Source organism: Bacillus sp. AFS029637 (assembly GCF_002584985.1).
Taxonomy (GTDB): domain Bacteria; phylum Bacillota; class Bacilli; order Bacillales; family Bacillaceae_G; genus Bacillus_A.
Genome location: NZ_NUPZ01000018.1, coordinates 1 through 2500, shown reverse-complemented (window position 1 = coordinate 2500; position 2500 = coordinate 1). Strand labels below are relative to the sequence as shown.

Here is a 2500-nt window from a genome sequence, read left to right as displayed (position 1 = left end):
ACGTGAAATTCCGTCGGAATCTGGGAGGACCATCTCCCAAGGCTAAATACTCCCTAGTGATCGATAGTGAACCAGTACCGTGAGGGAAAGGTGAAAAGCACCCCGGAAGGGGAGTGAAAGAGATCCTGAAACCGTGTGCCTACAAATAGTCAGAGCCCGTTAATGGGTGATGGCGTGCCTTTTGTAGAATGAACCGGCGAGTTACGATCCCGTGCGAGGTTAAGCTGAAGAGGCGGAGCCGCAGCGAAAGCGAGTCTGAATAGGGCGTTTAGTACGTGGTCGTAGACCCGAAACCAGGTGATCTACCCATGTCCAGGGTGAAGTTCAGGTAACACTGAATGGAGGCCCGAACCCACGCACGTTGAAAAGTGCGGGGATGAGGTGTGGGTAGCGGAGAAATTCCAATCGAACCTGGAGATAGCTGGTTCTCCCCGAAATAGCTTTAGGGCTAGCCTTAAGTGTAAGAGTCTTGGAGGTAGAGCACTGATTGGACTAGGGGTCCTCATCGGATTACCGAATTCAGTCAAACTCCGAATGCCAATGACTTATCCTTAGGAGTCAGACTGCGAGTGATAAGATCCGTAGTCAAAAGGGAAACAGCCCAGACCGCCAGCTAAGGTCCCAAAGTGTGTATTAAGTGGAAAAGGATGTGGAGTTGCTTAGACAACTAGGATGTTGGCTTAGAAGCAGCCACCATTTAAAGAGTGCGTAATAGCTCACTAGTCGAGTGACTCTGCGCCGAAAATGTACCGGGGCTAAATACACCACCGAAGCTGCGGATTGATACCAATGGTATCAGTGGTAGGGGAGCGTTCTAAGGACAGTGAAGTCAGACCGTAAGGACTGGTGGAGTGCTTAGAAGTGAGAATGCCGGTATGAGTAGCGAAAGACGGGTGAGAATCCCGTCCACCGAATGCCTAAGGTTTCCTGAGGAAGGCTCGTCCGCTCAGGGTTAGTCAGGACCTAAGCCGAGGCCGACAGGCGTAGGCGATGGACAACAGGTTGATATTCCTGTACCACCTCTTTATCGTTTGAGCAATGGAGGGACGCAGAAGGATAGAAGAAGCGTGCGATTGGTTGTGCACGTCCAAGCAGTTAGGCTGATAAGTAGGCAAATCCGCTTATCGTGAAGGCTGAGCTGTGATGGGGAAGCTCCTTATGGAGCGAAGTCTTTGATTCCCCGCTGCCAAGAAAAGCTTCTAGCGAGATAAAAGGTGCCTGTACCGCAAACCGACACAGGTAGGCGAGGAGAGAATCCTAAGGTGTGCGAGAGAACTCTGGTTAAGGAACTCGGCAAAATGACCCCGTAACTTCGGGAGAAGGGGTGCTTTCTTAACGGAAAGCCGCAGTGAATAGGCCCAAGCGACTGTTTAGCAAAAACACAGCTCTCTGCGAAGCCGTAAGGCGAAGTATAGGGGGTGACACCTGCCCGGTGCTGGAAGGTTAAGGAGAGGGGTTAGCGTAAGCGAAGCTCTGAACTGAAGCCCCAGTAAACGGCGGCCGTAACTATAACGGTCCTAAGGTAGCGAAATTCCTTGTCGGGTAAGTTCCGACCCGCACGAAAGGTGTAACGATTTGGGCACTGTCTCAACCAGAGACTCGGTGAAATTATAGTACCTGTGAAGATGCAGGTTACCCGCGACAGGACGGAAAGACCCCGTGGAGCTTTACTGTAGCCTGATATTGAATTTTGGTACAGTTTGTACAGGATAGGCGGGAGCCTTTGAAACCGGAGCGCTAGCTTCGGTGGAGGCGCTGGTGGGATACCGCCCTGACTGTATTGAAATTCTAACCTACGGGTCTTATCGACCCGGGAGACAGTGTCAGGTGGGCAGTTTGACTGGGGCGGTCGCCTCCTAAAGTGTAACGGAGGCGCCCAAAGGTTCCCTCAGAATGGTTGGAAATCATTCGTAGAGTGCAAAGGCATAAGGGAGCTTGACTGCGAGACCTACAAGTCGAGCAGGGACGAAAGTCGGGCTTAGTGATCCGGTGGTTCCGCATGGAAGGGCCATCGCTCAACGGATAAAAGCTACCCCGGGGATAACAGGCTTATCTCCCCCAAGAGTCCACATCGACGGGGAGGTTTGGCACCTCGATGTCGGCTCATCGCATCCTGGGGCTGTAGTCGGTCCCAAGGGTTGGGCTGTTCGCCCATTAAAGCGGTACGCGAGCTGGGTTCAGAACGTCGTGAGACAGTTCGGTCCCTATCCGTCGTGGGCGTAGGAAATTTGAGAGGAGCTGTCCTTAGTACGAGAGGACCGGGATGGACGCACCGCTGGTGTACCAGTTGTTCTGCCAAGGGCATAGCTGGGTAGCTATGTGCGGAAGGGATAAGTGCTGAAAGCATCTAAGCATGAAGCCCCCCTCAAGATGAGATTTCCCATAGCGTAAGCTAGTAAGATCCCTGAAAGATGATCAGGTTGATAGGTTCGAGGTGGAAGCATGGTGACATGTGGAGCTGACGAATACTAATAGATCGAGGACTTAACCATATAATATG

Annotated in this window: 1 rRNA gene (cut by a window edge); it reads left to right on the top strand. The window is 52.2% G+C overall.

Features of this window, described 5'->3' with window-relative positions:
• Nucleotides 1-2492 (top strand): 23S ribosomal RNA (locus COE49_RS08100); it begins 430 nt to the left of the window's first position.
• The last annotated feature ends 8 nt before the right edge of the window (nucleotides 2493-2500 follow it).